Here is a 20,998-nt window from a genome sequence, read left to right on the forward strand (position 1 = left end):
GATTGTGCGATCTGATCAATCGCCAAACCAACCAAAATCACCAACCGGACTGAGCGATGCCGATCATAGTACCAATACCCCGTGGCGAACGACGCCTGATGCAGAAAGCTATTCATAAAACGCGTGATAAAAATCATGCCCGCAGACTCACGGCCATGCTGATGCTTCATCGGGGTGAACGGGTCAGCGATGTTGCCAGAACTCTCTGTTGTGCCCGTTCATCCGTTGGTCGCTGGATTAACTGGTTTACGCACTCAGGTATTGAAGGCCTGAAATCCTTACCCGCAGGGCGCTCCCGACGCTGGCCTTTTGAACATATCTGCACCCTGTTACGTGAGCTGATAAAGCATTCTCCCGGCGATTTTGGTTATCAACGTTCACGCTGGAGCACCGAATTACTGGCAATAAAAATCAATGAGATAACCGGTTGCCAGTTACATGCAGGAACCGTTCGCCGCTGGTTGCCATCTGCGGGGCTTGTATGGCGCAGGGCCGCGCCAACTCTGCGTATCCGTGACCCACATAAAGATGAAAAGATGGCGGTAATCCACAAAGCGCTGGATGAATGCAGCGCAGAGCATCCGGTATTTTATGAAGATGAAGTGGATATCCACCTTAATCCTAAAATCGGTGCGGACTGGCAGTTGCGCGGACAGCAGAAACGGGTAGTGACGCCGGGGCAGAACGAAAAATACTATCTGGCCGGCGCACTGCACAGTGGCACGGGTAAAGTCAGCTACGTGGGCGGCAACAGCAAAAGTTCAGCGCTGTTTATCGCTCTGCTGAAGCACCTGAAAGCCACTTACCGGCGGGCGAAAACAATCACGCTGATCGTTGATAACTACATTATCCATAAAAGCCGCGAAACACAGCGCTGGTTGAAAGCAAATCCCAAGTTCAGGGTAATTTACCAGCCGGTTTACTCGCCGTGGGTGAATCATGTGGAACGGCTATGGCAGGCACTTCATGACACGATAACCCGTAATCATCAGTGCCGCTCAATGTGGCAGTTACTGAAAAAGGTCCGCCATTTTATGGAAACCGCCAGCCCATTCCCCGGAGGAAAACATGGTCAGGCAAAAGTGTAGCGGTATTAGGCGCAGCTATTTAGCGTGGGTGCTGTTCCTGGTCGTGGCTACCTTCGCCTTACTTGCCTTTAAATCGTCGAAATACTGGGTGTTTTATTCTGCCGATAAGGGAGGCAAAAATGAGTGAACTGACCCACCAGACCCCTTCGGAAATGGCAGCCGCGCGCGAGGTTGCACGTACGCTGCGGCGTGAAAAGATCAGCCGCAACATCCGTTATACCATCCTGCTGCTGGTGGGGCTGCTGATGCTTTACCCGCTGGCGTGGATGTTCTCAGCCGCGTTTAAACCGAACCATGAAATCTTCACCACGCTGAGTCTGTGGCCTTCACACGCCACCTGGGACGGCTTTATTAACGGCTGGAAGACCGGTACGGAATATCACTTCGGTCATTACATGCTCAACACCTTCAAGTACGTGATCCCGAAAGTTATTCTGACCATTATCTCCTCGACCATCGTGGCCTACGGTTTTGCCCGTTTTGACATCCCAGGGAAGAAATTCTGGTTTGCAACCCTGATTGCCACCATGCTGCTGCCGAGCACCGTGCTGTTGATTCCTCAGTACCTGATGTTCCGCGAAATGGGCATGCTCAACAGCTATCTGCCGTTGTATCTGCCCACCGCATTCGCCACTCAGGGGTTCTTCGTCTTTATGCTGATTCAGTTCCTGCGCGGCGTGCCGCGTGACATGGAAGAAGCCGCACAGATTGATGGCTGTAACTCCATTCAGGTGCTGTGGTATGTGCTGGTGCCGATTCTGAAGCCGGCGATCATCTCCGTGGCCCTGTTCCAGTTTATGTGGTCGATGAACGACTTTATCGGTCCGCTGATCTACGTCTACAGCGTGGATAAGTACCCGATCGCCCTGGCGTTGAAAATGTCTATCGACGTCACCGAAGGCGCGCCGTGGAACGAAATTCTGGCTATGGCAAGTATCTCCATTCTGCCTTCGATCATTGTCTTCTTCCTGGCGCAGCGTTACTTCGTCCAGGGTGTCTCCAGTAGCGGAATTAAAGGTTAAAAGGAAAATATCATGGCTGAAGTGATTTTTAACAAACTGGAAAAGGTGTACTCCAACGGCTTCAAAGCGGTGCATGGTATCGACCTGAAAATCGCCGAAGGCGAATTCATGGTGATCGTCGGGCCATCCGGCTGCGCTAAATCGACGACCCTGCGCATGCTGGCAGGGCTTGAAACCATCAGCGGCGGCGAAATTCGCATTGGTGACAAGGTGGTGAATAACCTCGCGCCGAAAGCGCGCGGCATCGCGATGGTGTTCCAGAACTATGCGTTGTACCCGCACATGACCGTGCGTGAAAACCTGGCGTTCGGCCTGAAGCTGAGCAAAATGCCGAAAGAGCAGATTGCGGCCCAGGTGAACGAAGCCGCCAAAATCCTCGAGCTGGAAGAGCTGCTGGACCGTCTGCCGCGACAGCTCTCCGGTGGGCAGGCGCAGCGTGTGGCCGTGGGCCGCGCGATTGTGAAAAAGCCGGACGTGTTCCTGTTTGATGAACCGCTGTCTAACCTTGACGCTAAGCTGCGTGCGTCGATGCGCATCCGTATTTCTGACCTGCATAAACAGCTCAAACAATCGGGTAAGCCGGCGACCACCGTTTACGTCACCCACGATCAAACCGAAGCAATGACCATGGGCGACCGCATCTGCGTGATGAAGCTGGGTCATATTATGCAGGTCGATACCCCGGACAACCTCTATCACTATCCACATAATATGTTTGTTGCCGGGTTTATCGGCGCGCCGGAGATGAACATCAAACCGGCGAAAATACTGAAAAAAGCGGACGGGCTGCACGTGACCGTTGGCCACGATACGCTGCCGCTGAGCGCCCAGCAGCAGCGTAAAGTCGTCGGCCACATCGACAAAGACGTGTTCTTCGGCATTCGCCCTGAATATGTTGCGGTATCAGTCCGTCCGTTCGCGGAAGGCGGCGGTAGGGGCACGCTGATCCGTGCGGAAAATATGGGCCATGAGTTCTTCCTCTATCTGCAGGTAGGGGAGTTTGAAATGACGGCGCGAATACCGTCAGACGATGCGAAAGAGATCCTTGATGCCGGTCTTCACCGCCCGGTTTGGTTTTGCTTTGATATGGAGAAATGTCACATCTTTGATGCGCAGAGCGAGCTGAATATTTCGCTGTAGGGTGGGGGACGGTCGCCGTTCAGGAACGTAACGGCGACCGCAAATATTACTTAGTCAGCAAATGCCCCATCTTGGCCGCTTTGGTGTCAAGATAGTGGGCATTTTTCGGGTTACGGCCAACGATCAGCGGCACGCGTTCCACGATATTGATTCCCGCTTCGGTCAGAATTTCGACCTTCTTCGGGTTGTTGGTCAGCAGACGCACCGCGTCAACGCCCAGCAGCTTGAACATATCGGCGCACAGGGTGAAGTCGCGCTCATCGGCGGCAAAGCCGAGCTGGTGGTTGGCTTCTACGGTATCGTAGCCCTGATCCTGCAGCGCATAGGCACGAATTTTATTCAGTAGACCAATGTTGCGACCCTCCTGGCGATGATACAGCAGGATCCCACGGCCTTCTTCCGCGATGTGCGACAGCGCGGCTTCAAGCTGGAAACCACAGTCACAGCGCAGGCTGAATAGCGCATCGCCGGTCAAACATTCAGAGTGTACCCGCGACAGCACCGGCGTTTGCCCGGTAATATCACCAAAAACCAGCGCGACGTGGTCGTGCCCGGTTGCCAGTTCTTCAAAGCCCACCATCAGGAAATCGCCCCAGGGGGTTGGCAGTTTGGCTTCTGCCACACGTTTAAGCTGCATGTGATTCTCCAGATTATGTCAGCGCCAACGACGCCTTCTGTTTTCCTTATTTTGCCACAACGTGCTTTACTTCACCTAATCGTGCGCGGGCGACCGCCGTTAAAGCGCACAAAATTGACACTTTATTGGGTTTCCACACTGTGACATTGCTGAAAAAAGGAAGAAAAATGCCGACCACTGCCACGCGAACCCTTATTGGAGCCGCCATACTTTTACTGATGCCGCTCGCGGTGTGGATAACCGGCTGGCAGTGGCTTCCGGGGCCGAGCGGCTGGGGGCTCAAGGCGCTGTACGCGGTAACGGAAACGGTCACTCAGCCCTGGGGGATTATCACCCATCTGCTGCTATGCGGCCTGTTTGTCTGGGCGCTGCGCCCGCGTCCGCGTGGCGCGATTGTGCTGGTGTTGATTCTGAGTGCAGCGGTTGTGCTGGGGCAGGGGGCAAAATCGCTGGTGAAGGGCATGGTGCAGGAACCCCGGCCGTTTGTGGTCTGGTTGGAAAAAACGCAGCAAATCCCGGTTGAGCAGTTCTACACTTTAAAACGGAGCGAACGCTCGGCGTTGGTCAAAGAGCAACTGGCGCAACAGCGTGATATTCCCGGTTTTTTACGCCATCACTGGCAAAAGGAGACCGGTTTTGCGTTCCCGTCAGGACACACCATGTTTGCCGCAACCTGGGCTCTGCTGGCCGCCGGGCTGCTGTGGGCGCGGCGTCGCGCGATTGCGGTAGCGCTGATGATGGCCTGGGCGATTGCCGTGATGGGCAGCCGTCTGCTGTTAGGGATGCACTGGCCGCTGGATTTGATGGTGGCCACCGTCATGTCGTGGGTGCTGGCGACGCTCGCCGGCTGGCTCGCCGTGAGGTACTGTGGGCTGCTGGAAAAAGAGACATAAAAACAGGGCGCGAAGCGATGAAAAGGGGAAAAGGGTTGATTTCCTTCGTTGTCACCCATAGATCCTGGTCTTACAGAACGCTTTTCCATTTCGTCGCCGCGGTGAAGATGTTATTTTATAAGGCTGGATGCTGTGTTAACACTGCAGAAGCCGCATAACGGGAAGTCATGTGAAATACTTACTCATATTCTTATTAGTGTTAGCGATTTTCGTCATTTCAGTGACGCTGGGTGCGCAAAACGATCAGCTTGTGACCTTCAACTATCTGCTGGCACAGGGTGAATTCAGAATTTCGACGCTGCTTGCGGTGCTGTTTGCCGTTGGCTTCGCCATTGGTTGGCTGGTTTGTGGCCTGTTCTGGCTGCGTGTGCGCGTGTCGCTGATGCGTGCGGAACGTAAAATCAAACGACTGGAACATCAACTTGCCCCAGAGACGGCCCCAGCGGTAACGCCGGCGGCAGCGGCGGCGAAGGAATAATTATCTATGCTGGAGTTGTTGTTTCTGCTTTTGCCTGTCGCCGCCGCCTATGGCTGGTATATGGGCCGCAGAAGTGCGCAACAGTCCAAACAGGACGAAGCGAACCGCCTGTCGCGTGACTACGTGGCAGGGGTCAACTTTCTTTTAAGCAACCAGCAGGATAAAGCGGTTGACCTGTTCCTCGACATGCTGAAAGAGGACACCGGCACCGTGGAAGCGCACCTGACGCTGGGCAACCTGTTCCGTTCACGCGGCGAGGTTGACCGGGCTATCCGCATTCACCAGACGCTGATGGAAAGCGCCTCCTTAACTTACGACCAGCGTCTGCTGGCGGTGCAGCAGCTTGGCCGCGACTATATGGCCGCCGGGCTGTACGACCGCGCCGAAGATATGTTCAGCCAGCTGGTCGACGAAACCGATTTTCGCATTAGCGCGTTGCAGCAGCTGTTGCAAATTTATCAGGCTACCAGCGACTGGCAGAAGGCGATTGATACCGCGGAGCGGCTGGTCAAACTGGGTAAAGACAAACACCGCGGCGAAATTGCCCACTTCTGGTGTGAACTGGCGCTTCAGCAGATGGGCAACGACGAGCTGGATAAAGCCCTGTCGTTACTCAAGCGCGGCGCGGCGGCCGATCCGTCCAGCGCCCGTGTCTCCATTATGATGGGCCGCGCGTGGATGGCGAAAGGCGACTACGCCAAAGCCATGGACAGCCTGCTGCGGGTGATTAACCAGGATAAAGAACTGGTTAGCGAAACCCTCGAGATGCTGCAAACCTGCTATCACCAGTTGGGCAAAGACAAAGAGTGGGAACCGTTCCTGCAGCGTTGCGTGGAAGAAAACACCGGCGCAGCGGCCGAACTGATGCTCGCGCAGGTCGTGGAGCAGAGCAAAGGCAGCGACGCGGCGCAAACCTACGTTACGCGCCAGCTCCAGCGTCACCCGACGATGCGCGTGTTCCATAAGCTGATGGACTACCACCTCAACGAGGCGGAAGAAGGGCGCGCGAAAGAGAGCCTGATGGTACTGCGCGACATGGTTGGCGAACAGGTGCGCAGCAAGCCGCGCTACCGCTGCCAGAAGTGCGGCTTCACCGCTTATACGCTTTACTGGCACTGCCCGTCGTGCCGGGCATGGTCAACCATAAAACCAATTCGTGGCCTTGATGGGCAGTAATTGTAAAAAAACGCCCTCCTTAGTTACAACATACTTTAATTTCCCCACCGTTGCCGCCTCTGCCATTGTGCCTGCTGGGTCACGCAGGTAGAATGCTGCCCGTTTACCTTTTCTGCACCGCGCGTGCCCATCAACAAGAAGGTCCAGTCATGTCCGTTGCTTCATCTTCTTCTCGTATCGTCACATCCTCTCCCGTTGTTGTTGCTCTCGACTATGATAATCGCGATAAGGCGCTCGCCTTCGTTGACCGTATCGATCCGCGCGACTGCCGCCTGAAGGTCGGCAAGGAGATGTTCACGCTGTTTGGCCCACAGCTGGTGCGTGATTTACAGCAGCGCGGTTTTGATATTTTCCTCGACCTGAAGTTTCACGATATCCCAAACACCACCGCCCACGCGGTGGCGGCAGCAGCCGATCTCGGCGTGTGGATGGTGAACGTCCACGCTTCAGGCGGCGCGCGCATGATGACCGCCGCGCGTGAAGCGCTGGTGCCGTTTGGCCACGATGCGCCGCTGCTGATTGCGGTCACCGTGCTCACCAGCATGGAGTCCAGCGACTTACAGGATCTGGGCATCGCGCTGACCCCGGCCGACTACGCGGCTAAGCTGGCGACGCTGACCAAGAACTGCGGGCTGGACGGCGTGGTATGCTCGGCGCAGGAAGCGGTACGCTTTAAGCAGGAGCTGGGACAAGCGTTTAAGCTGGTGACGCCGGGTATTCGTCCGGCTGGCAGCGCGGCGGGCGATCAGCGTCGTATTATGACGCCGGAACAGGCGCTGGCGGCGGGCGTGGACTATATGGTGATTGGTCGTCCGGTGACGCAGTCCGACAATCCGGCACAAACTCTGCGTGATATTAACGCATCGTTAAATCTGGGGGCGTAATGAGCGAGACGAACAGCCGTCTGGTTTACTCAACGGAAACCGGGCGTATTGACGAACCGAAAGTTGTCGCAGCGCGTCCGAAAGGCGATGGTATTGTGCGTATACAGCGCCAAACCAGCGGGCGTAAAGGGAAGGGCGTGTGCCTGATTACCGGCATCGATCTGGATGACGATGCGCTGGCAAAGCTGGCCGCCGAACTGAAGAAAAAATGCGGCTGTGGCGGTGCGGTGAAGGACGGCGTGATTGAAATTCAGGGCGATAAACGTGACCTGCTGAAATCACTGCTGGAAGCGAAAGGCATGAAGGTGAAGCTGGCGGGAGGCTGAGTAGCCTCCATGAAAAGGGCCCCGATTTTCATCGGAGCCCTGCAATTCTGCGTGCGACTTACTTGCCAACCTGATGGCCGATAATCCCGCCAACCGCCGCGCCACCCAGCGTACCCAGGGCGCTGCCGTCCGTTAATACTGCGCCACCGATGGCACCTGCACCGGCACCCAGCGCGGTGTTACGGTCACGTTTAGACCAGTTAGAACATGCGCTCAGCGACATGACCAGTGTTACTGCTACCATCGCGGCAGCCATTTTTTTGCTCATTGAAGTCATTTTGTTTCTCCTGAATGTTTCTATTCACGGAAGCGCTACCGTCATTATAGACATCGCAGGCGGTCCTCTCCCGTAAAGCTTGTTGCGCAGGTTGTAAATTTTGCTGCTAAAAGTCACGCAAGTGATAGTTACTTCCTGTTATATCGCTAACATTAATTTTACGGTTTTGTGATGTTGTAGACAGGTAAAAACTCTTAATTCCGTGGTCGGAAAAATCTCATAGCGAGGCGGGGGCGGGAAAGGGAAACAACCCGACGCGGTGCGCATCGGGTCAAGGCGTTACGGGCGTTTAACGATGTTCACGGTCAGACCCGTTTGCTCAAGCTGAAGCTGCTTTTCGGTGGTCAGATTATCGTCGGTGATCACCCGGTTGAATGCGCTCATCGGGCCGAGCGCGTAAGGGTGAATCGCACCGAATTTCGAGCTGTCGCTAAGTACAATCGCCTCGCTGCCTTTTTCCAGCACGGCGTTGACGATATCGGCACGCATCATATCGCGGCCGGTAAAGCCAGTCTCTGGCTGCCAGCCGTCAATGCCGATAAACGCCTTACTGAAATGCACCTGCTGAATATACTGACGCGTCAGTGGGCCGACCATACTCTCGCTTTTTTTCTGGTAAATGCCGCCCAGCAGAATCACTTCTCCCGGCGTCTCTTTGAGCAGATGGGCAATATAGCTGCTGACCGTAATAATGGTGATATCCGCCTGAGTTGCCAGCGCGCGCGCGAGCAGGGCGTTGCTGCTGCCGTTTTCGATAAATACGGTTTCACCCGGACGAACCAGCGAAGCGGCAAACTCTGCCAGCTCACGCTTGAGGGCGAAGTTGTTCATCATGCGCGTTTCGACGTCTTCGCTGTCCAGCGGCACCGCATAGCCGTGGGTACGGCGCAGGTAGCTCTGTTTTTCCAGCAGGTTCAGGTCCTGACGAATCGTCACTTCCGATACGCCGGTCATTTTCGCCAGATCGGCGACGCTCATACGGCCTTTATCAATGACCAGTTGGAGAATAGTTTGCTGTCGGGCGTTCATAATAAATCGATTAATTTCTCTATGCTAAGGCGTCCGTTACGCGATGGCAGGGCAAATGGCGTCAGATTTCCCACGGGGATTTAGGCTGACCTGTTTTGGCATCGCGTTCATCTGCGGCATACGCCAGCAGCTCGGCTTTTAATATTTCCAGATTATTGATGGCGGAGTGGGTATCGCCGCCGACCAGAATATCCAATACGGTATCAATACGTTGGGCAACCTGGCGCGCATCGAGCTCGGACATGGTGGGATCCTGTTAATAAATTCGATTGAAATCAATGATGCAAAATTTACAGACAAAAGAGAAGTGAAAAAAAAGCTTAGCTTATAACCCCCTGGCGCGCCGCTAGCCAGCTTTCCAGCTCGGATGCGGGCATGGGGCGGGCAAAAAAATAGCCCTGACGTTCCTCGACGCCGTTGTGGGTCAAAAATGCATCGTCGTTTGCATCCTCCACGCCTTCGGCAATAACGCGTAAATTCAGCGCGCGGGCCACCGCGATAATCGCCAGCACGAGCGATTGCGATACGGAATGCGTGTGTACGTGATGCACAAAAAGATGGTCCAGTTTGATGGTATCAATAGGGAAACGCGCCAGCTGCGAAAGAGAAGAATAGCCGGTACCAAAGTCATCAAGATGGATTTGCGCGCCCAGCGAACGAAACTGCTTGATGACCTCCAGCGCCAGTTCCGCGTTATCAATCAGACAGCTTTCGGTCAGCTCGATATCAATCGGGCATTCCGCAAAATGCTGCGCCTTTAGCGCCTGTTTGAGGTCGCTGACGATGGATTGATCGACCAGCTGGCGCGCTGAGACGTTCACTGCGACGCGCAGATGAATGCCGCGATCGCGCCACTGCGCCAGCTGGCGGATAGCCTCCAGCATCACCCAGCGCCCCAGCGGGACAATCAGCCCGGACTCCTCGGCGTAGGCAATAAAGTCCATCGGCGGGATCAGCCCGCGCTCCGGCGAATTCCAGCGTACCAGCGCCTCTACGCTTTGTACTTCACCGTTCATCGTCACCTTGGGCTGATAGTGAATGATGAGCTGATCGCTTTGCAGTGCTTTGCGCAGGTTGGTGTCCAGCCACAGGTATTCAAATACCCGCAGATTCATCTCAGGGGAAAATATGCTAAAACGACCGCGTCCGCGCTCCTTGGCGGTGTACATGGCGGTATCGGCATTGCGAATCAGGCTTTCCGGGTCTTCACCGTGCTGCGGGGCGAGCGAAATGCCGAGCGAGCAGCCGCTGTAAACTTCAATCAACCCAATGCGGAACGGATCGCGCAGGCGGCTCAGAACCCTGGATGCCATCGCCTCTAACGCCCCCTGCGACGTATTGACCGCCAGTACGATAAATTCGTCGCCGCCGAGCCGGGCCAGCGTCTGACCCTCTTCCAGGCAGCTTAAAATCGACAGCGCGACCGATTGCAACAGCTGATCGCCAAAAACGTGGCCATAGGCATCGTTTACTTTCTTAAAGTTATCAAGGTCAAAATAGACGATGCCAATCTGCTCGTCCCCCTGGCGGGCGTCAATGGCGTGGCCAATCATCTCAGTGATGGCGTGACGGTTGGGTAAGCCGGTGATGGTATCGGTATTCGCCAGCACCCGCAGCCGCTCCTGAGCCTTACGCTCTTCGGTAATATCGATGCCGGAGCAGATTAAGTAGATTTCATTTTTGCCGCTGCCGCTGTGGACGAAGCGGTTGCGGAACAGAAACAGACGTAGCCCCTTGCGGGTTTTAATCCAGCGTTCAACTTCATAGGGCCCGCCGTTAGTAAAAAAATGGGCAACGTTTTCCCGGGCGGCGGCGGCCTCCGGGGCGGACATAAACAGCTCAAACGCTGTTTTACCAATCACGTCCTGCTCTTTGACACCGCTGTATTCCTCGCACAGGCGGTTAAAGCGCTGAATTTTGCCTTCACGGTCGAGAATAACGATGACGGTATTGGCCTCGGAAACGACCTGTTCGGCAAACAGCAGACCCTGTAAAAGATCGCGGGCGACGGAAGAGGTGTCGAACCAGGAGGAGGCGGTACCGGCCCATTCGGTACAGCTGATTTTGCGGCCAATCAGATGAACAGGCACGTCATAGCCGTTGAGCTGAATAGAGATAGCCACGCTTGAGGTCGTAACGGTCATGGCGCGAATACGGCTGACGCTTTCTTCGCTTAGCGGAATGGCGAGGTCGGTGTTTCTGTCGGGGTCCGTCCCCATATGCAGCGCGGACTCACCGTGCGACATACGCCAGTACAGGCTGCTTTCACTGGAGTTTGGGTCGAGCAGACTTTGTGTCAGAGATTTCTCCATTTCTTCCCCTCGTACACCTGCGTTTGATGAGACCAATTTCCACGTCATTGGTATTCAGTGTGAACGCATTTGGGTAATTTCGCTGGAAAAAAAAGAGAAGGGTATCGCGGATAAAAAAACGGCCCCGTCAGGGGCCGTTTTACAGCATTATGCTGCTGGTCGGGCAATCACACTGCGTGTCTCCATGCGGACTTCCGCAATGGTGACATCAATAACGTCGGTCACTTTATAAACCACTTCGCCTTTGATTTGCACGGTGCCGTTTTCCTGGCTGCAGACCAGCTCGTCGCGCACGGCGTGCAGGAACGGTGCCGGGATAAAGGCAACCGCGCCGTTATCAACCAGACGCACGCGCATACCGCCGCGGCTGACGTCGATAATCTCAGCGGCAAAGCGGGTATCTTTACCCGCCTGCGGATTGAGGTAGCGTGCGTAGAGCCAGTCGGCCACGTCGCGTTCCGCCATGCGGTTCAGACGGCGGCGTTCGGCCATCTGCACGGTAACGTCGTCCTGAGGGCGCGTTGCGCTTTCACCTTTCACGATTGCTTTCAGCAGACGATGGTTGATCATGTCGCCGTACTTACGAATCGGTGAGGTCCAGGTGGCGTAGGCTTCGAGCCCTAACCCAAAGTGCGGGCCCGGCTCCGTGCTGATTTCAGCGAACGACTGGAAGCGGCGAATGCGGCTATCGAGGAAGCCTGACGGCTGTGCATCCAGCTCACGGCGCAGCTTGCAGAAGCCCGGTAGCGTCAGAACCTCAACCGGATCAACATGCACGTCATGGGTTTTCAGCAGGGCGGCCAGCGCTTCCGTGTTGTCCGGAGTGAAGCCGGTGTGAACGTTGTAAATACCAAACCCGAGCTTATCGCGCAGCACACGGGCAGCGCAGATGTTCGCCGCGATCATCGACTCTTCAACGATGCGGTTGGCAATGCGGCGCGGCTCGGCCACGATATCCAGCACTTCACCTTTTTCACCGAGGACGAAGCGATAGTCCGGGCGGTCTTTAAAGACCAGCGCGTGGATTTTACGCCACTCGCTGCGCAGCTGGCACACGCGCTGTAGCAGGGTGATTTGGCGCGCAATGGCATCGTTCTGCGGCTGCCAGCTACCGGTGTTCTCCAGCCAGTTGGACACGTCGTCATAGGCCAGTTTGGCTTTCGACTCGATGTTGGCGGCGAAGAACGCGATGTTGTCTTCGATGGTGCCATCGGCGGCCAGCGTCATTTGGCAGGCCAGCACCGGACGCACGACGTTAGGGCGCAGGGAGCACAAATCGTCAGACAGCTCACGCGGCAGCATCGGAATATTGAAGCCCGGCAGATAGTTGGTGAATGCGCGGATTTTTGCCGCCTCATCCAGCTTGCTGCCTTCGACTATCCAGGCCGTTGGGTCGGCGATGGCCACGGTGAGCAGCAGCTTGCCGTCGGCCGCTTCTTCTACGTACAGCGCATCATCCATATCTTCAGTGCTGGCGCTGTCGATAGTGACGAAGTCCAGCGCGGTCAGATCGCGGCGCTCAAGACCTTCGTCCTGCATTTCGGTGGCGACGCCGTTCGGCGCTTCTTTTTCCAGATTGTGACGGGCGAGGGTGACCCACCACGGCACAAAGTGGTCGTCACCGTAGGTGATAAACTGGGTGAGTTCGGCGTAGAAGCTACGATCGCCTTTCAGCGGATGACGGCGCATTTCAGCAACGGCCCAGTCACCCTCTTTAAAATCATGAGTTACGCCGCGTTCAGCGCGGCATGGAATCGCATCTTTCAACAGCGGATGGTCAGGCACGATAGACAGACGATCGTCTTTGCGGTGAACCTTGCCCACAAAGCGAGTCAGGAACGGCTCAACCAGTTCTTCGGGCTCGGCGCTCTCTTTCTCTTTTTCAGAGTGAATTACCGCGATAATGCGGTCGCCGTGCATCACTTTTTTCATCTGCGGCGGCGGAATAAAGTAGCTTTTCTGTGCGTCGACTTCGAGGAAACCGAAACCTTTTTCCGTGGCTTTGACGACCCCTTCCGCACGGGGCGTTTGGGAATGGAGTTGCTGTTTTAGCTGCGCAAGCAGCGGGTTGTCCTGAAGCATATTGATCTATTTTCGTGGCCAAAAGAGCGGCTGACATTTTTACGCGAATCGATGGGTTGCAGCAAGCGCTCTTTCACCCTTTTACGTAACTTGTTGTGCGCTACTAAACGCGATGCGCAGCCGGTTTAGCCAGCCGCTCAGCGCGCTCCAGACCAGCAGCGCAATTGCGTCAGGTGTTGATATGCCGCGCTCGGCGAGCGGGCTCAGCTGCGCGGCGCTAAATCGGTCCGGCGCGCGGGTCAACAGCTGTGTTGCCAGCGCAAGCGCGCGCTCGCAGGGATAGTGGTGGCTCCAGGCCTGAATCGCGCGCTCGCCGTTACGCACAGCGTCGGGCAGGCCGCTGGCGCCTTGCCAGAGGGTGCTGTAATGGTTAAAGCAGCTGACGCTGCCATTGACGCGCGCCGGGATCAGCGCCGCCAGCGGCAGCATCGGGTGGGCGAAAGTTAACGCATTAATCAGCTCGCCAAAGCCATCAAGCAGCGCCGCCTCGTGCGCCAGCACCGGCGCCAGTGCGTTCAGCTCAGGCAGATGTTGCCAGCGGGCGAGAACATCACTCTGCGGGGTATTGGCCTGCTGGGCCTCAATGGTCGGCAGATCGCTGTGCCAGCGCGCGTTCTCGTGGCGAAAACGTTCGGCGTCAGCATCTTCCTGCACCGGCATGCCGGGGATCCAGCGCACCGGAAAGCCGAGCTGAGCCTGGAATATCGCCACCACTCGCGCCTGGAAGCCGACAAACCCCACGATCTGGTTGATGAGAATCATATCGTGGAGCGTCAGGCCAACGTCGTCCAACTGCTGGCGCGCGCGTGGCGTGATGATTGACGGCGAGCTGGCGAGCTGGCGGGCATATTCGGTAATTTGCGCCAGACGGCGGTTGCTTTCACGCGAGGAGTCCGGGCCGGGCAACGGCGCCAGGCGTGCGGCATAGTGGTTACACAGCCGCTGAACGCCGGAAACCTGGGCGACGGTCAGCGCGGTGCTCAGCCTGTCGTACGCGCTGAAGGTCTGTAAACGGCTGACGGCGACGGTATCAGGGAACAGGGTATTGGCTAACCGCGTGGCGGCACTCAACCAGCGCAGATTGGCGTTTAGCAACGCATCGGGCAGGGCGAGATCCAGTAAAAAACGGTCGTCTACGTGCGCGGCTTCGGGAACCAGCGGCATCACGTCGCTGTGTTGGGTTCTCGACTGGGTTTCGTGATACCAGTGGTTTTTGCCGGAAACGCGGCGTGGCTCCATGGGTGTTCCTTGATCAGAAGGTGGCGAACCAGCAGCGTCGAAGGTGATGTTGCCGGATCGTTATGGGTAAATATCCTGGCGCATGCGTGACGAGGGAGAAAATATTGTTCGGCGATAATTAATAACTGACTGGAATAACAGAGGGGGAAGAAGGGAAACGTTGTCGCCCGGCAGAACGCAGTAACGCCGGAGAATGCAGGCCTGATAAGCGTAGCGCCATCCGGCAATGCGGAGCACATTGCCGGATGGCGGCGTTGCCTTACCCGGCCTACAGTTCCAGTTCGTTCATCGCGGCAATGCTGAAACCGCCGTCCACGTGCACCACTTCTCCGGTGATCCCAGCGGAAAGGTCAGAGCACAAGAAGGCAGCGGAGTTCCCCACGTCTTCGATAGTGACGGTGCGGCGAATCGGCGTGACGGCTTCGCAGTGCGCCAGCATTTTGCGGAAATCCTTGATGCCGGAGGCGGCGAGCGTGCGAATTGGGCCGGCCGAAATCGCGTTTACGCGCACCCCCTCTGGCCCCATAGCGTTCGCCATATAGCGCACGTTGGCCTCCAGCGACGCTTTAGCCAGCCCCATCACGTTGTAGTTCGGGATAGCGCGCTCGGCACCCAGATAGGAAAGGGTCAACAGCGCAGCGCCGGGATTCAGCATGCTGCGGCAGGCTTTCGCCATCGCCACAAAGCTGTAAGCGCTGATGTCGTGAGCGATTTTAAAACCTTCACGGGTCACGGCATTGACGTAATCACCGTCCAGCTGATCTGCCGGAGCAAAGCCAATAGAGTGAACAAAACCGTCAAACGTCGGCCAGACTTTAGCCAGCTCGGTGAACAGGGAATCGATGCTTGCATCTTCCGCCACGTCACACGGCAGAACGATGCTGGAGCCCAGAGAGGCGGCGAACTCGACTACGCGGCCTTTCAGTTTGTCGTTCTGATAGGTGAATGCCAGCTCGGCGCCTTCGCGCTGCATCGCCTGGGCAATACCGTAGGCGATGGAGAGCTTACTGGCGACGCCCGTAATCAGAATACGTTTACCGGAAAGAAAACCCATCGTATTTCATCCTTCTCTTCAGTGTTAGCGATCTTTACGCCAGGCGTCGGCGGTCAGCGCCTCGCCAAAGTGGCCAGCAATCAGTCGCTTGGTTAAATCGTGCAGCGGAGAGGCCAGCACATCAGCAGTGCTGCCGCGTTCCACAACCTCACCCTGGTGCATCACCAGCACCTGATCGCTGATGTGTTTCATCATGCCTAAATGCTGGGTCACGTAAATATACGAGATCCCCTGTTTTTCCTGCAATTCCAGCATCAGGTTAACCAGCTGCGAGCGCATCGACATATCCAGCGAGGCCAGCGCTTCATCACAGATGATTACTTTGGGACGTAGGATCAGCGCGCGCGCCAGCCCCAGACGCTGTTTCTGGCCCGGCGCCAGCATATGCGGATAGTAGCTGACGTGATCCGGCAGCAAGCCGACCAGACGCAGCGTGTCGATAATCTGCTTCTGCCGCGCCTCCGGCTCGAGATCGGTGTTCAGGCGCAGCGGGAAATCAAGGATCTGCGAAATACGCTGACGCGGGTTCAGCGAGGTGCTCGGGTCCTGGAAAATCATGCGAATACGCTGGCTACGGAACGAATAATCGCCGAATTCCAGCGGGTGATCGTCAATCAGCAGCTCGCCGGTGGTCGGCTCGACCATCCCCGCCAGCATTTTGGCCAGCGTCGATTTGCCGGAACCGTTCTCACCGATGATCGCCAGCGTCTGTTTTTCGCGCAGCGTAAAGCTCAACGGCTTCACCGCCTGTAGCGTCTGGCGGTGGAACCAGCCGGTGCGGTAGCGGAAGGTTTTACTCAGGTTGCGAACTTCAAGCAGCGTTTCAACCATGTCACTCTTTCTCCATGTTCAGCGGGAAATGACAGGCGAACAGGTGGTTCTTCGCTCCCGTCAGGCGCGGGGTTTCAATGCATTTGCGCTGTGCATAAGGGCAGCGCGGCCCCAGGCGGCAGCCCATCGGCAGCTGTTCGAGCAGCGGAATGGCCCCGGAAAGGGTGTTCAGGCGGCTCTTATGCGGCATCGAACGGCCGAAGTCCGGAATAGCGCGAATCAGCGCCTGGGTATACGGGTGATGTGGAATCGTCACCAGCTCTTCGCTGGGCGCGCTCTCCACCGTCTGCCCGCAGTACATGACGTTAATCTTATCCGCCCAGTGGGTCAGCATTTGCAAGTCGTGTGAAATCAACAAAATGGTGGTGTTGTTATTCTGGTTAAGGCCGGTCAGCAGGCGGAAGATTTGCGCCTGAGTGGTGGGCTCCATGGCGTTGGTTGGCTCGTCGGCAATCAGCAGACGCGGCTGGTTGGCGAGCGCAATCGCGATCATCACTTTCTGACATTCGCCTTCGGTCAGCTCGTAGGGGAAGCTACGCATCGCGTCTTTGTGATCTTTAATCCCCACGCGGTGTAAAAGCTCGATGGCGCGGCGCTTACGCCAGCCCAGACGCTGCCACCAGCGGCCTTTAAAGGTCCAGCCAGGGATATTTTGCATCAGCTGCATGCCCACACGTTCAGACGGATCGAGACAGGACTGCGGCTCCTGGAAAATCATCGATACGTTGTGGCCGACCAGCCTGCGGCGCTCGCGGTTGGACAGGCGCAGCAGGTCAATATCATCAAAGCGCATACGGTCGGCGGTGACCCGCCAGTTGTCTTTGGTGACGCCGCAAATTGCTTTGGCAATCAGGCTTTTGCCCGAGCCAGACTCCCCTACCAGGCCGCGAATTTCACCTTCTGCCAGCGTCATGCTGACGCGATCGACGGCCTTCACCCAGCCTTCGTTGGTTTTAAACTCAATGGTTAAGTTGCGAATATCCAGTAACGGCATTATTCCACCCCCGCATTAATCGCGCGGCGAATGCCGTCGCCCAGCAGGTTGACCAGCAGTACGCTGACCATAATGGCCGCGCCGGGCAGCATCACCGTCCACGGCGCAACATAGATAAGTTCCAGCGCATCACCCAGCATCGCGCCCCATTCGGGGGAAGGCAGCTGCGCGCCAAGATCAAGAAAGCCCAGCGCGGCAATGTCCAGAATCGCCATCGACAGGGCGCGGGTAATTTCGGTGACCAGCCCGGCGGCGATGTTCGGCAGAATGGCAAACCATAAAATATTCAGCGTCGTCGCGCCGTCCAGACGCGCGGCGATGACGTAATCGCGCTCCAGCTCGTCGTGCACCATGCTGTAGATAGAGCGCACCATGCGCGGCAGCAGCGCCAGCCAGACGGCAAACATCGCGTGCGTCAGGTGTGGCCCGGCAAAGGCCACCACGATAATCGCCAGCAGCAAAGAGGGGATGGATAAAAGCGTATCAAGGATGTGGTTCAGCACCGCCGAGCGCAGGCCGTGGGTTGACCCGGCAAACGCGCCCAGCACCAGCCCAAAAGCGGTAGCCGCGAGGGTCACCACAAACGCGCCGCCAACGGTGGGGGCCGCGCCGCTCAGCAGACGGCTTAAGACATCACGGCCCAGGTCGTCGGTGCCGAGGAAGAAGGAGACCTCGCCGTAGCGCGACCACGACGGCGGCAGCAGCTGATAGCCGAGGAACTGTTGATCGATACCGTATGGCGCAAACCAGCCGCCGAGAATGCAGATTACCGCCAGGGCGATGCAGCCGTAAAAGCCGATCATCGCGGTGGTGTCACCGTAGAACTTACGCCACACGGTGCGCAGGGCGCCCGGCGGGCGCTTCTCAAGGTAGACGCTATCGTAAGGCATACCATTCCTTATGTTTCAGCGGGTTAGCCATAGCACCCAAAATATCGGAAATCACGTTAACGATGATCACCAGCGCGCCAATCACCATCACACCGGCCGAAATGGCCGCGTAGTCCTGCTGGCGAATGGCGTTAATCAGCCAGCGTCCGAGCCCCGGCCAGCTAAAGACCATTTCGGTGATCATTGCCAGCGTCAGCATGGTGGAAAACTGCAGCCCCAGGCGGGGAATAACCGGCGGCAGCGCGTTGTGCAGCACGTGACGGCGCAGAATGGTCAGGCGCGATACGCCGCGGGTGGCGGCGGCCTTCACGTAGTTGGTGTCGTAGACAGCGATGGTGCTGATACGCATCAGGCGCACCACTTCGGTGGTTGGGGCGACGGCCAGCGTCAGTACCGGCAGCACCATATGACGCAGGGCGCTGACGATCATCTCATGGCGCCACGGCGAGTCGGAAAGCCACGCGTCAATCAGCGCAAAACCGGTGACGTTTTTCACTTCATACAGCAGATCAAAGCGGCCGGAAACCGGCAGCCAGCCCAGCGTCAGCGAGAAGAACAGCGTCAGCAGCAGCGCCAGCCAGAAAACAGGAATGGAGAAGCCGAGCAGCGCGAAGAAGCTGATGACTTTGTCCTGCCATTTGTTGCGGGTGATCCCGGCCAGCATACCGACCGGAATGCCCATCAGCAGCGCAAAGCCGAACGCCAGAATGCACAGCTCCATCGTGGCGGGGAAGACCTCGCGCAGCTGCTCGGAGATCGGCTGGCCGTTGATGCTCGACACGCCGAAATCCCAGTGCAGGACGCTTTCAAACCAGAACGTCCATGCGTTCCACAGCGATGCGCCCTGAAGCGGTGCGTGCGGGGTAAAGTAGCTCAGGCTGAAGCCAACGAAGGTCAGGAAAAAGAGCGTAACCAGCAGCAGCAACAGGCGACGAAGGGTGAAAATAATCATGGTTTTTGCACCTTCTCTTCTTTTTCCCGCGAGACGCCGGCGAACGAGGCGTTACCAAACGGGCTCAGCACCAGCCCTTTAATATCGTACCGGTAGGCCTGCAGCCGCAGCGAGGAGGCCAGCGGCAGTATCGGCAGCTCGCGAGCCAGAATCTGCTGGGCTTCGTCGTAGGCGTCAATACGTGATGCCAGCTGCTGCGAGTCCAGCGCTTTGCGCAGCACGTTGTCGAATTCGCGGTTGCACCAATGGGCAAAGTTGGTTTGCGAGTTAATCGCCGCACAGCTCAACAGCGGGCGGAAAAAGCTGTCCGGGTCGTTACTGTCGGTGGCCCAGCCGGAGAGGGTCAGGTCGTGGTTCATGTCCATCAGCCTGGCCTCCTGGAAGCGGCCTTCCACCGGGACGATAATCACTTTGACGCCAATCTGCGCCATATCGGCCTGAATCAGCTCCGCGGTTTTCAGCGGGCTGGGGTTCCACGCCTGAGAGCTGGTAGGCACCCACAGGCGCAGCGTCAGCTTATCGAGGCCCAGAGCCTGCAAACGGCGCCGCGCTTCTTTCGGGTTGTATTCGGTAATTTTAGCTTCGTTATCGTAGGCCCAGGAGGCACGAGGCAAAATCGACGCCGCCGTTTCGGCGGTACCGTAATAAATCGACTGCATCAGACGCTGATTATTGATAGCCAGCGACAGCGCATGACGTACCTCAGGATTATTGAGCGGCGGTTTGTCGGTATTGAAGGCCAGATAGGCGATGTTCATCCCCGGGCGCAGCGTCAGGCGCAGGCGCGGATCGTCACGTAAAATGGTTAACTGGCTGGCGGCAGGCCAGGCCAGAACATCGCACTCGCCGGTCAGCAGCTTCGACAGCCGCCCGGTGCCGCCGGAACCGAGGTCAACCACCACCTGCGGCATCAGCGGCGTACCGCGCCAGAACTGCGGGTGACGCTGCAAGCGGATATATTGCCCGGCGCGATATTCATCAAGCTGGAACGGCCCTGTGCCTACCGGCTGGCGATCCAACTGCTCCTGACGATCCTCTTGGGTGAGCCTGGCGGCGTATTCTGCTGACATCACCGACGCGTAGTGGGTGGCCAGATGCCAGAGGAAAGACGCGTCCGGCCGCGCGAGGCGAAACTCAACCGTGTGGCTATCGAGCTTGCGCACGCTCTGTACGCTGTCGGCAAACTGCAGGCTATCGAAATAGGGGAACGCGCTGCCGTTGACGTTATGCCACGGGTGCTGACGATCGAAAATGCGCTCGAAGGTAAACACCACGTCGTCGGCGTTCAGCGCGCGCGACGGCGTAAACCAGCGGGTGGTCTGAAACTGCACGTTATGGCGCAGATGGAAACGGTAGGTTGCGCCGTTGTCCAGCACCTCCCAGCTTTCCGCCAGCTCCGGTACCAGACGATAGGTGTACGGGTCGACGTCCAGCAGACGGTCGTAAAGCTGTGCGGCGAGGGTATCGACAATCAGCCCGCTGCCCGCTTTTTGCGGGTTAAAGGTGTTAACCTGCCCGCTAACGCAGTAGACAAAGCCGCTGTCGCGAATGTCGGCATGGGGTGGGGCAAGCGGCTGCGGTGCGGCAATCGCCTGGCCGCAGATTAACCCCAACGCTGCCAGGAAAGGTGACAAATTCAGGCGCATAGTTTCTGTATTTTTTCGATTGATCTGCAAAGTGTATCGCACTTACGG

The 20,998-nt window shown here is 57.1% G+C and carries 21 protein-coding genes and 1 pseudogene; 9 read left to right on the forward strand and 13 right to left on the reverse strand.

Translation table 11 applies throughout. The annotated features are described in order from the left end of the window. Positions 1-56 precede the first annotated feature (56 nt). The 4 genes and pseudogenes from H7R58_RS09955 (at position 57) to H7R58_RS09970 (ending at position 3,250) form a co-directional block, all read left to right on the forward strand. Positions 57-1,088, forward strand: a complete 1,032-nt coding sequence (locus H7R58_RS09955; RefSeq protein WP_001395480.1) for an IS630-like element ISEc33 family transposase — start codon at positions 57-59, stop codon at positions 1,086-1,088. 19 nt (positions 1,089-1,107) lie between these two features. Next, positions 1,108-1,215 (forward strand): annotated as a pseudogene (locus H7R58_RS09960) (sugar ABC transporter permease); the annotation flags it as partial. After that, positions 1,208-2,110 carry a carbohydrate ABC transporter permease gene (locus H7R58_RS09965; protein WP_182929033.1) on the forward strand — a complete coding sequence of 301 codons (903 nt, stop codon included), beginning with the start codon at positions 1,208-1,210 and terminating at the stop codon, positions 2,108-2,110. The pseudogene H7R58_RS09960 and the gene H7R58_RS09965, both read left to right, overlap by 8 nt. A 12-nt stretch (positions 2,111-2,122) precedes the next feature. Further along, positions 2,123-3,250, forward strand: a complete 1,128-nt coding sequence (locus tag H7R58_RS09970; RefSeq protein ID WP_106929023.1) for an ABC transporter ATP-binding protein — start codon at positions 2,123-2,125, stop codon at positions 3,248-3,250. Positions 3,251-3,296: 46 nt separating this feature from the next. Here the strand turns inward: H7R58_RS09970 and ribA are convergent, their stop codons facing one another. Then, complete coding sequence (ribA, locus tag H7R58_RS09975) at positions 3,297-3,887, reverse strand: GTP cyclohydrolase II (RefSeq protein WP_106929021.1); 591 nt, start codon at positions 3,885-3,887, stop codon at positions 3,297-3,299. A gap of 167 nt (positions 3,888-4,054) precedes the next feature. On the opposite strand from ribA, the gene pgpB reads away from it, so the two are divergent. From pgpB to yciH, 5 genes are all read left to right on the forward strand, one after another. Next, on the forward strand, positions 4,055-4,780 hold the full coding sequence (gene pgpB, locus H7R58_RS09980; protein WP_182929032.1) for a phosphatidylglycerophosphatase B: 726 nt from the start codon (positions 4,055-4,057) through the stop codon (positions 4,778-4,780). A 169-nt stretch (positions 4,781-4,949) separates the two neighbouring features. Next, a complete protein-coding gene (locus H7R58_RS09985; protein ID WP_106929017.1) occupies positions 4,950-5,258 on the forward strand; it encodes a LapA family protein in 309 nt (102 codons plus the stop codon). Between the two features lie 6 nt (positions 5,259-5,264). Continuing rightward, positions 5,265-6,434, forward strand: coding sequence for a lipopolysaccharide assembly protein LapB (gene lapB / locus H7R58_RS09990; RefSeq protein ID WP_106929014.1), 1,170 nt, complete (start codon positions 5,265-5,267; stop codon positions 6,432-6,434). 149 nt (positions 6,435-6,583) lie between these two features. Next, positions 6,584-7,318: an orotidine-5'-phosphate decarboxylase gene (pyrF, locus tag H7R58_RS09995; protein WP_181358023.1), complete on the forward strand. Its 735-nt coding sequence runs from the start codon at positions 6,584-6,586 to the stop codon at positions 7,316-7,318. Further along, positions 7,318-7,644 (forward strand): stress response translation initiation inhibitor YciH, encoded by a 327-nt coding sequence (gene yciH / locus H7R58_RS10000; RefSeq protein ID WP_182929031.1) that lies wholly within the window; start codon positions 7,318-7,320, stop codon positions 7,642-7,644. The genes pyrF and yciH overlap by 1 nt, the downstream gene beginning before the upstream one ends. A 58-nt stretch (positions 7,645-7,702) precedes the next feature. Here the strand turns inward: yciH and osmB are convergent, their stop codons facing one another. From osmB to sapA, 12 genes are all read right to left on the reverse strand, one after another. After that, a complete protein-coding gene (gene osmB, locus H7R58_RS10005) occupies positions 7,703-7,921 on the reverse strand; it encodes an osmotically-inducible lipoprotein OsmB (RefSeq protein ID WP_064545993.1) in 219 nt (72 codons plus the stop codon). 279 nt (positions 7,922-8,200) lie between these two features. Then, a complete protein-coding gene (locus tag H7R58_RS10010; protein WP_106929009.1) occupies positions 8,201-8,950 on the reverse strand; it encodes a DNA-binding transcriptional regulator YciT in 750 nt (249 codons plus the stop codon). Between the two features lie 61 nt (positions 8,951-9,011). Beyond that, a complete protein-coding gene (locus tag H7R58_RS10015) occupies positions 9,012-9,194 on the reverse strand; it encodes a YciZ family protein (RefSeq protein ID WP_106929007.1) in 183 nt (60 codons plus the stop codon). Positions 9,195-9,270: 76 nt separating this feature from the next. Next, positions 9,271-11,262: a cyclic di-GMP phosphodiesterase gene (gene pdeR, locus H7R58_RS10020; protein WP_182929030.1), complete on the reverse strand. Its 1,992-nt coding sequence runs from the start codon at positions 11,260-11,262 to the stop codon at positions 9,271-9,273. Positions 11,263-11,409: 147 nt separating this feature from the next. Beyond that, positions 11,410-13,344, reverse strand: a complete 1,935-nt coding sequence (locus H7R58_RS10025; protein ID WP_106929003.1) for an exoribonuclease II — start codon at positions 13,342-13,344, stop codon at positions 11,410-11,412. An 81-nt stretch (positions 13,345-13,425) separates the two neighbouring features. After that, positions 13,426-14,583 (reverse strand): carboxymuconolactone decarboxylase family protein, encoded by a 1,158-nt coding sequence (locus tag H7R58_RS10030; protein ID WP_182934710.1) that lies wholly within the window; start codon positions 14,581-14,583, stop codon positions 13,426-13,428. A 268-nt stretch (positions 14,584-14,851) separates the two neighbouring features. Next, positions 14,852-15,637 carry an enoyl-ACP reductase FabI gene (gene fabI / locus H7R58_RS10035; RefSeq protein WP_106928999.1) on the reverse strand — a complete coding sequence of 262 codons (786 nt, stop codon included), beginning with the start codon at positions 15,635-15,637 and terminating at the stop codon, positions 14,852-14,854. A 24-nt stretch (positions 15,638-15,661) separates the two neighbouring features. Further along, positions 15,662-16,468, reverse strand: coding sequence for a putrescine export ABC transporter ATP-binding protein SapF (gene sapF, locus H7R58_RS10040; protein ID WP_106928998.1), 807 nt, complete (start codon positions 16,466-16,468; stop codon positions 15,662-15,664). Position 16,469: 1 nt separating this feature from the next. Then, the gene (sapD, locus tag H7R58_RS10045) at positions 16,470-17,462 is read right to left on the reverse strand and encodes a putrescine export ABC transporter ATP-binding protein SapD (RefSeq protein ID WP_106928996.1); all 993 of its coding nucleotides are present in this window, start codon (positions 17,460-17,462) and stop codon (positions 16,470-16,472) included. Next, on the reverse strand, positions 17,462-18,352 hold the full coding sequence (gene sapC, locus H7R58_RS10050) for a putrescine export ABC transporter permease SapC (RefSeq protein WP_106928994.1): 891 nt from the start codon (positions 18,350-18,352) through the stop codon (positions 17,462-17,464). The genes sapD and sapC overlap by 1 nt, the downstream gene beginning before the upstream one ends. Then, complete coding sequence (sapB, locus tag H7R58_RS10055) at positions 18,339-19,304, reverse strand: putrescine export ABC transporter permease SapB (RefSeq protein ID WP_106928993.1); 966 nt, start codon at positions 19,302-19,304, stop codon at positions 18,339-18,341. Before sapB ends, sapC begins: the two co-directional genes overlap by 14 nt. Next, complete coding sequence (gene sapA / locus H7R58_RS10060) at positions 19,301-20,950, reverse strand: ABC transporter substrate-binding protein SapA (RefSeq protein ID WP_106928991.1); 1,650 nt, start codon at positions 20,948-20,950, stop codon at positions 19,301-19,303. Before sapA ends, sapB begins: the two co-directional genes overlap by 4 nt. Positions 20,951-20,998 lie beyond the last annotated feature (48 nt).

Origin of the sequence: Klebsiella sp. WP4-W18-ESBL-05 (assembly GCF_014169075.1) — a bacterium.
Classification (GTDB): Bacteria; Pseudomonadota; Gammaproteobacteria; order Enterobacterales; family Enterobacteriaceae; genus Kluyvera; species Kluyvera ascorbata_B.

Bases quoted from the DNA above. Each gene is read 5' to 3' on its own strand.
- sapB (WP_106928993.1), bottom strand. From the start codon at position 19,304: ATGATTATTTTCACCCTTCGTCGCCTGTTGCTGCTGCTGGTTACGCTC.
- pdeR (WP_182929030.1), bottom strand. From the start codon at position 11,262: ATGGAGAAATCTCTGACACAAAGTCTGCTCGACCCAAACTCCAGTGAA.
- pyrF (WP_181358023.1), top strand. From the start codon at position 6,584: ATGTCCGTTGCTTCATCTTCTTCTCGTATCGTCACATCCTCTCCCGTT.
- sapC (WP_106928994.1), bottom strand. From the start codon at position 18,352: ATGCCTTACGATAGCGTCTACCTTGAGAAGCGCCCGCCGGGCGCCCTG.
- H7R58_RS10030 (WP_182934710.1), bottom strand. From the start codon at position 14,583: ATGGAGCCACGCCGCGTTTCCGGCAAAAACCACTGGTATCACGAAACC.
- H7R58_RS09955 (WP_001395480.1), top strand. From the start codon at position 57: ATGCCGATCATAGTACCAATACCCCGTGGCGAACGACGCCTGATGCAG.
- H7R58_RS10025 (WP_106929003.1), bottom strand. From the start codon at position 13,344: ATGCTTCAGGACAACCCGCTGCTTGCGCAGCTAAAACAGCAACTCCAT.
- osmB (WP_064545993.1), bottom strand. From the start codon at position 7,921: ATGACTTCAATGAGCAAAAAAATGGCTGCCGCGATGGTAGCAGTAACA.
- H7R58_RS10010 (WP_106929009.1), bottom strand. From the start codon at position 8,950: ATGAACGCCCGACAGCAAACTATTCTCCAACTGGTCATTGATAAAGGC.
- sapA (WP_106928991.1), bottom strand. From the start codon at position 20,950: ATGCGCCTGAATTTGTCACCTTTCCTGGCAGCGTTGGGGTTAATCTGC.
- pgpB (WP_182929032.1), top strand. From the start codon at position 4,055: ATGCCGACCACTGCCACGCGAACCCTTATTGGAGCCGCCATACTTTTA.
- fabI (WP_106928999.1), bottom strand. From the start codon at position 15,637: ATGGGTTTTCTTTCCGGTAAACGTATTCTGATTACGGGCGTCGCCAGT.
- H7R58_RS09970 (WP_106929023.1), top strand. From the start codon at position 2,123: ATGGCTGAAGTGATTTTTAACAAACTGGAAAAGGTGTACTCCAACGGC.
- H7R58_RS09965 (WP_182929033.1), top strand. From the start codon at position 1,208: ATGAGTGAACTGACCCACCAGACCCCTTCGGAAATGGCAGCCGCGCGC.
- yciH (WP_182929031.1), top strand. From the start codon at position 7,318: ATGAGCGAGACGAACAGCCGTCTGGTTTACTCAACGGAAACCGGGCGT.
- lapB (WP_106929014.1), top strand. From the start codon at position 5,265: ATGCTGGAGTTGTTGTTTCTGCTTTTGCCTGTCGCCGCCGCCTATGGC.
- H7R58_RS10015 (WP_106929007.1), bottom strand. From the start codon at position 9,194: ATGTCCGAGCTCGATGCGCGCCAGGTTGCCCAACGTATTGATACCGTA.
- sapD (WP_106928996.1), bottom strand. From the start codon at position 17,462: ATGCCGTTACTGGATATTCGCAACTTAACCATTGAGTTTAAAACCAAC.
- sapF (WP_106928998.1), bottom strand. From the start codon at position 16,468: ATGGTTGAAACGCTGCTTGAAGTTCGCAACCTGAGTAAAACCTTCCGC.
- ribA (WP_106929021.1), bottom strand. From the start codon at position 3,887: ATGCAGCTTAAACGTGTGGCAGAAGCCAAACTGCCAACCCCCTGGGGC.